This is a genomic window from Nocardiopsis sp. ATB16-24, from assembly GCF_030271535.1.
In the GTDB taxonomy this organism is placed as follows: domain Bacteria; phylum Actinomycetota; class Actinomycetes; order Streptosporangiales; family Streptosporangiaceae; genus Nocardiopsis.
Window position 1 is genome coordinate 74,177 of record NZ_JASCXJ010000009.1, and the last position, 7,335, is coordinate 81,511.

At 73.4% G+C, this 7,335-nt stretch carries 1 protein-coding gene; it reads right to left on the minus strand.

What is annotated here, in order from left to right:
* Window positions 1–28 precede the first annotated feature (28 nt).
* The gene (locus tag PFX91_RS12135) at window positions 29–7,258 is read right to left on the minus strand and encodes a type I polyketide synthase (RefSeq protein WP_285731612.1); all 7,230 of its coding nucleotides are present in this window, start codon (window positions 7,256–7,258) and stop codon (window positions 29–31) included.
* Window positions 7,259–7,335 lie beyond the last annotated feature (77 nt).

The following is a 7,335-nucleotide window of genomic DNA, read 5'->3' on the forward strand; positions in this document are numbered from 1 at the left end:
GTTCCGCGGCGGGCGTGGGTGGAAAGGCTCAGCCACGTCCCCGGGCGCGGTCGCTCAGACGGCGCGCCCACGAGCGTCCCTTCGATGCCGGCCCGATCCCCGTGAGGACCTCCTCCACGGCCGCGGCCGTGGTCTCGGCGTGCTCCTCCAGCATGGTGAGGTGGTCCCCGGGGACCTTGACGTTGCCGCCCTGGCCGGGCCACTCCCATCCGGTCTCCAGCACCTCACCCGACGGGGTGCGGACCGGTTCCTCGGGGCAGAGTTGGACGATGGGCACCGGGAGGGAGGCGGGTCGCCAGGTGGCGAACAGGGACAGGTAACCGCCCATGGCGGTCAACCGGGCCGTGTCGAGGAGTTCGAACTCGCCGGCTCGTGCCATCACCGACTCGGTGACGATGGGCAGCGAGGCGGCGACCAACGGCAGCACGCCCGGCTCCCCGGGGAGCGGTGTGTCCAGCAACACCAACCCCTGGGGGGTGTGGCCGCGCCGGTGCAGTTCCTCGGCGACGGCGTGCGCGGCCCAGCCTCCCGAGGAGCGTCCCACCAGGACGAACGGGGCTCCGTCCGCCGCTCGGAGCGCGGCGTCCGCCTGTCCGTCGACGAACACCCCGATGTCGGCGGGCAGTCTCTCCTGGGCCAGGAAGCCCGGGGCGGGTAGGACGTGGACCCCTCTGCGGCCCCGCATGCCGGCCGCGAACCGGGCGAACTCCTGGGCGCCGGAGGTCATGACCAGGGACGGGAAGCAGATCAGGACCGGATCCTGGGGGCCCGAGGCGAGCTGGACCGGTTGGACCGGCCACTCCTGGCCGGCGTCGACCACCGCCCGTCCTCGGGACGCGGCCTGGACCATCGCGACCGCGTCCTGTGGCCTTCCGTCCGCGCATGCGTCGCGGAACAGTCCCACCAGGGCGTCGGCGGGCCGTACGGGCCCGGTCGGGTCCTCCTGGCCGGTGTCGCCCGTTCCTCCTTCCATCTGCGTGTCCAGGTGGGCGGCCAGCAGCGCCGGGGTGCGGTGTTCGAACACCACGGCGGCGGGAAGCCTCAGCCCGGTGGCCTCACGCAGGTGGTTGCGCAGTTCGACCACGGTGAGGGAGTCGAACCCCGTCTCCAGGAAGTCCTGGTCGGCCTCCACGCGGTGGCCCGAGGGGTGTCCGAGGATCTCGGCGGCGCGCGTCCCGATGAACTCCCGCAACAGGGCGCGACGTTCGGTTCCCGCCTTGGTGCCACGCAGGCGCGCGGCGGCCCCGGGGTCGCTGTCGGAACGCCGTGCCGGCCTTGCCTGCACGAGTCCGCGCAGCAGGTGCGGAACGGCCTCCGGTGAGGTCGCGCGTGCCCGAAGGCCCGCGAGGTCCATCGGGACGGGGAGCAGGACGGCCCGGTCGATGTCCGCGGCGGCGTCCATGAGCGCGCAGCCCTCGTCCGCGCCGATGGCCTCCACTCCCCAGATCCGGGACATGCGGGAGGTGTCGACGTCGTCCAGGCGCGCGGTCGAGGCGCTGGTGTCGGCCCACAGCCCCCAGGCCAGTGACTGCGCGGGCAGTCCCAGGGAGCGGCGGTGGTGGGCGAGGGCGTCCAGGAAGGAGTTGGCCGCCGCGTATCCCGCCTGCCCCGCCGAGCCGAGCACGCCCGCTCCGGAGGAGAACAGCACGAAGGCGTCGAGGTCGAGGCCGGCGGTGGCCTGGTGCAGGTTCCAGGCCCCGTCGACCTTGGGCGCCAGGACCCGTTCCAGGGCCTCGGGGCCCAGGCGAGTGACGGTGGCGTCGTCGACCACACCAGCGGAGTGCACCACCGCGGTGAGCGGATGGTCTTCGGGCACGGTGGCGAGAAGGGCGCGCACCGCCTCGGGGTCGGCGACGTCGCAGGCGGCGACGGTCACGTGTGCTCCCAGAGCGCCGAGTTCGGCCACGAGTTCGGCGGCCCCGGGAGCGTCGGCGCCCCGACGTCCGACCAGCAGCAGTCGGGTGACGCCGTGTCGGACGACCATGTGGCGGGCGACGAGGGCACCGAGCGTGCCGACGCCACCGGTGATCAGGACCGTGCCGCCCGGGCGCAGCCGCGTGCTCATCTCCAGGACGAGCTTGCCGACGTTGCGCCCCTGTTGCATGTGACGGAAGGCGTCGACCACCCGCTCGACGGGGTAGCGGGTGACGCGCGTCGCGGGGCGCCCCTCCTTCTCCAGGAGAGCCAGGAGGGAGGTGAAGGCGCGCCGGATACGTGCGGGGTCGTCGAGCGGCAGAACGAACGGGATGTAGCGGACACCGCCGTGGTCGGCCGCCACCCGTGCGGGGTCGCGGAGTTCGTTGCGTCCCAGTTCCACGAAGCGTCCGGTGGGCGCCATCAGCCGCAGTGAGGCGTCGATCGCCTCACCGGTGAGGGAGTTGAGGACGACGTCCACGGGCGGGGAGACCGCGCGGAAGCGTTCCTCGAAGTCGAGTCGGCGCGAATGCGCGATGCGCTCCTCCTCCACCCCCTGCTCCCGCAGCACCTCCCACTTGTCGGGGCTGGCGGTGGTCAGGACCCTGGCGCCCAGACCGCGGGCCAGGTGCATGGCCGCCTGTCCCACTCCTCCGGCCGCCGAGTGGATGAGCACCGTCTCCCCGGGTTCGAGCCCGGCCTCCTCCAGGGCGAGGTGGGCGGTCAGGTAGACGGCCGGGACGGCGGCCGCGGAGGAGTAGTCCCATCCGTGCGGGATCGGTGCCACGAACGCGCGTCGAGCGATGGTGACCGGGCCGAACGCGCCGGGGAAGATGCCCATCACCCGGTCCCCGGGGGCGAGGTCCTCCACGTCCGGTCCGACCTCCAGGACCACTCCGGCGCCCTCGTTGCCGATGCCTCCGGGTTCGGGGTACATCCCCACGGTGATCAGGACGTCGCGGAAGTTGAGTCCGGCCGCGCGGACCGCGACACGGACCTCGTCCGCGGCCAAGGGCCGGTGCTGCCCGGGGTCGGGGACGGCGGCGAGCCCGTCGACCCTTCCGGGTTCGCGTACGTCCAGTCGCCAGTCCGTGCGGCGTCGCGGCAGACGGACACCGTCACGGGACGTACGGGCCTCGGCCAGACGGGGCACGTACAGGCGGCCGTCGCGGACGGCCACGCGCGGCTCCTCCGTCGCTACGGCGTCCGCGAGCAGGGAGGCGTCGATCCGGTCGGCGTCCAGCAGGAGAAAACGTCCGGGGTTCTCCGTCTCCGCGGAGGCCAGAAGCCCCCACACCGCGGCCCCGGACAGGTCCACGGGGACGTCGGAGTCGCCGGGAAGGCGTACCGCTCCACTGGTGAGGACGGCGATCCTCGTTCCTCCCAGGCGCTCGTCGTCCACCCAGGCGCGGAGCAGGCCGAGGAGGCGGTGGAGTTCGACGCGGACCCGGTCGGGTGCGTTCCCGCCACCGCCTCCGGCGGACACGGCGATCAGACCGGGCACGGGCGCGCCCGCGTCCAGCGCGGCCTCCAGCGCGGCGGTGTCGGCGTACCGCGCCAGGCCCTCCAGGGGTTGGTCTCCGACGGTCGCCCACGTGTGGGGGCGGGCCGTGCGAGCGCCGCCCTCCGGCGTGTCCGGTTCCGTCCAGTCCTGCTGGAAGAGGGCGGGCGGTTCGACGGCGACCGGGGCCTCACGCGTGGTGAGGCTGTCGATGGACAGGACGGGGGTGCCGGCGGTGTCGGTGTAGAGCACCGACCACGTGTCATGGCCGGTCCTGGTGACCCGGGTGCGCAGCCGTGCCGGCGCGTCGGTCGCATGGAGGCGAACACCCCGCCAGGCGAACGGCATCGGGGAGCGGCGCTCGCCGCCTCCCACGAGGTGGTGCAGCAGCAACGCGTGCAGTCCGGCGTCGGCCAGTGCGGGATGGGGCCCCACCATGTCACGGGCGTCCGACGGCGGGGTGTCGAGCTCGGCCTCGCCGAGCACACCGGCCGCGTCCTCCCATGCGGCGCGCAGACCCTGGAAGGCCGGACCATAGCCGTAGCCGAGCGCGGAGAAGCGCGCGTAGGCCTCCTCCACCGGCAGGGGCACCGCCCCCTCCTGGAGGGGGTCGAGGGAGGTCGGTCCCTTTCCGGTCTCCGGTACGAGTTCCCCCTCGGCGTGCAGGGTCCACGTGTGGTCTTCCCGGGAGAGCGAGAGCACCCGCACGGCACGGGCCCCGGTGTCGTCGGGAGCCTCGACCACCACCTGGAGCGGCAGCCCCTCCCTTTCCTCCGACGGCACCTCCACCGGCGCCCGCACCACCAGGTCGGCGATCTCGGGACACCCGCACTCGCGTCCCACGTGGAGCAGGAGTTCCACCATGGCGGTGCCCGGCAGCAGGGCCCGGTCGCCGAGGGCGTGTTCGGCGAGCCACGGGTGTCGGGCGGCGTCGAGCACTCCGGTGAACACCGTCTGTCCGGTGCCGGCGACGGGGACGCGTGCGCCGAGGAGCGGGTGTCCGGCGCCCTGTACCCCGAGGGCGGAGGGGTCGGCGGCGCTCCGGTGTTCGGTCAGCCAGTAGCGGCGGTTCTGGAAGGGGTAGGTGGGAAGCTCCACGGGAGTCCGGCCCGTGCCTGCGAGGACCCGCTCCCAGTCGATGGCCACGCCCCGGCTGTGGGCTTCGGCCAGGGCGGTCATGAACCGTACCGCTCCGTCCTCGTCCCGTCGTAGTGTGCCGATCACCGGCCGGTCGAGGCCGGCCTCCTCCAGGGTCTCCTCCATCACCGGGGACAGCACCTGGTGCGGTCCGATCTCGATGAACGCGCCGCTGCGACGCGCCAGTCCCTCGATCACCGGGGCGAGGACCACGGGGTGGCGCAGGTTCCGGTACCAGTAGTCGGGGCCGAGCAGGGAGCCGTCCACGGGGACGAGTTCGGGCACCGACTCCGCCGACCACTCGGGGGTGGTCGCGACCGTGGAGTAGAACGGAACATCGCCCGTGCGGGGCCGGATGCCCGCCAGATCCCTCGACAGTCGACCTTCGACCCGGTCGATGGGGAAGGCGTGTGAACAGTAGTCCAGACCGAAGTCGCGCACCCGCACGCCGTCGCGTTCGCAGGCGGCGACGAACTCCGCGACCGCGTCGCCGTCGCCCGCCACGACCGTGGCGTCCGGGCCGTTCACCCCGGCCACGACGACCTGGCCCTTCCACGGAGCGATGAGGTCCGTCAGGCGTTCGGGGCCGACCCTGACCGCCGCCATGCGGCCGTGTCCGGCCACGTCCCAGAAGACCCGACTGCGCAGCGCGATGACACGGGCGCCGTCCTCCAACGACAACGCGCCCGCCACACACGCCGCGGCGACCTCTCCCTGGGAGTGCCCCACCACGGCGGCGGGCTCCACCCCCGCCGCGCGCCACAGTCGGGCCAGCGACACCATGACCGCCCACAGCGCCGGCTGCACCACGTCCACGCGGGCCTCCGGTCCCGCCACGCGTGGCGCTCCGGCCTCGCCACGCAGCACCGCCTCCAAGGACCAGTCGGTGAACGGAGCCAGGGCGGCCCCGCACTCGGCCACCGCGTCCGCGAACACCCGGGAGGAGGCCAGCAGGTCCCTGGCCATCTCCGGCCACTGTCCACCGTGGCCCTGGAACACGAACACGGGGTCGACCTCGCGGCCGGTACGACCGGCCGTGCCGGTGACGACCGTCTCGTGGGCGCGTTCGTCCGCCAGTGCGCCCAGACCCCGCATGAACCCGGCGTGGTCGGTCGCCACCACCGCGGCCCGGTGGACGAAGGAGGTACGGGTGGTGGCCAGTGCCCGGGCGACCTCCTCCACGGCCGGCGTGGCCTCCTCCTCCAGGTGTGCGCGCAGGCGCACGGCCTGCTCCGTCAGTGCCGGTCCGGTGCGCCCCGACAGGAGCCACGGCAAGGGGCCCTCGACCAACGGCCGGGGAACGGTCCCACTCTCCTCGGCGGGGATCTCCTGGGGCGCCTCCTCCACGATCACGTGCGCGTTGGTCCCGCTGACGCCGAAGGAGGACACCCCGGCCCGGCGCACCCGTTCGCCGGGCTCCCAACGGCGTTCCCGGGACAGCACCCGCAGACGCCCCGAGGACCAGTCCACGTGCGGGGTGGGCTCGTCGGCGTGCAGGGTGCGGGGCAGCGTTCCGTGCTGGAGGGCCAACACCATCTTCATGACACCCGCCACTCCCGCGGCGGCCTGGGTGTGGCCGATGTTCGACTTCAGCGAGCCCACGCCCACCGTCGACGCGTTCGGCGCCGCACCGAACACGTCCATCAGGGCCTGGGCCTCGATCGGGTCGCCCAGTTCCGTTCCGGTGCCGTGCGCCTCCACCGCGTCGATGTCCCCCGTGGTCAGGCCGGCGTCGGCCAACGCCGAACGCACCACCCGTACCTGGGCCGGGCCGCTGGGGGCCGTCAGCCCGTTGGACGCGCCGTCCTGGTTGGTCGCGGTCCCCCGGATCACCGCGAGCACGCGACGCCCGTGCCTGCGGGCGTCGGAGAGCCGTTCCAGGAGCACCACGCCGGCGCCCTCGGAGAATCCCGCTCCGTCCGCCCCCGCTCCGAAGGCCTTGCAGCGCCCGTCCGCGGCGAGACCGCCCTGCCGGGCGATCTCCGTGAACAGGGACGGTCCCGTCATCACCGTGGCGCCTCCGACCAACGCCATGGAGCACTCTCCCCGGCGCAGAGCGCGCACGGCCAGGTGCATGGCGACCAGGGAGGAGGAGCAGGCCGTGTCGACCGTCAACGCGGGGCCCTCCAACCCCAGCGTGTAGGCGACCCTGCCGGAGGCGACGCTCGTGGAGACACCCGTCATCAGGTACCCCTCGGCCTCCTCGGGGATGGGAAGCGCCCCCGAGGCCGCGCCCCCGGCGTAGTCGGTGACGCTGATACCAGTGAACACCCCGGTCGGGCTGCCCGCGAGGGAGGAGGGGTCGATGCCCGCGCGTTCGATCGCCTCCCACGACACTTGGAGCAGGAGGCGTTGTTGCGGGTCCATGGCCGCCGCCTCACGCGGGGAGATGCCGAAGAAGTCCGCGTCGAAGCCCGCCACGTCGTCCAGGAATCCGCCCCAGCGCGTCGATCCCAGCCGATCCACCAGGGACTCCAGGTCCCATCCTCGGTCCGTGGGCGGGTCCGTGATCACGTCCGCGCCGTCCTCCAGCAGGCGCCACAGCGCCTCCGGGGAGTCCACCCCGCCGGGGAGTCGGCATCCCATGCCCACGATCGCGATCGGTTCGGACTCGCGGGAGCGAAGATCGTCCAGTTCGGCGCGCGTGCGGCGCAGGTCGGCGGTCACCCGTTTGAGGTAGTCGAGGAGTCGGGCGTCTTCCGTCATGGTGTTGACTCACCGTTTCACGTGGTCCATGACCCGACGCCGAGGGACGCCGGGGTGGAAAGCAGGGTGGAAGGGGT

What these genes read in the sequence shown, in the direction of transcription:
- PFX91_RS12135 (WP_285731612.1), bottom strand. Translation starts at nt 7,258, where the DNA reads ATGACGGAAGACGCCCGACTCCTCGACTACCTCAAACGGGTGACCGCC.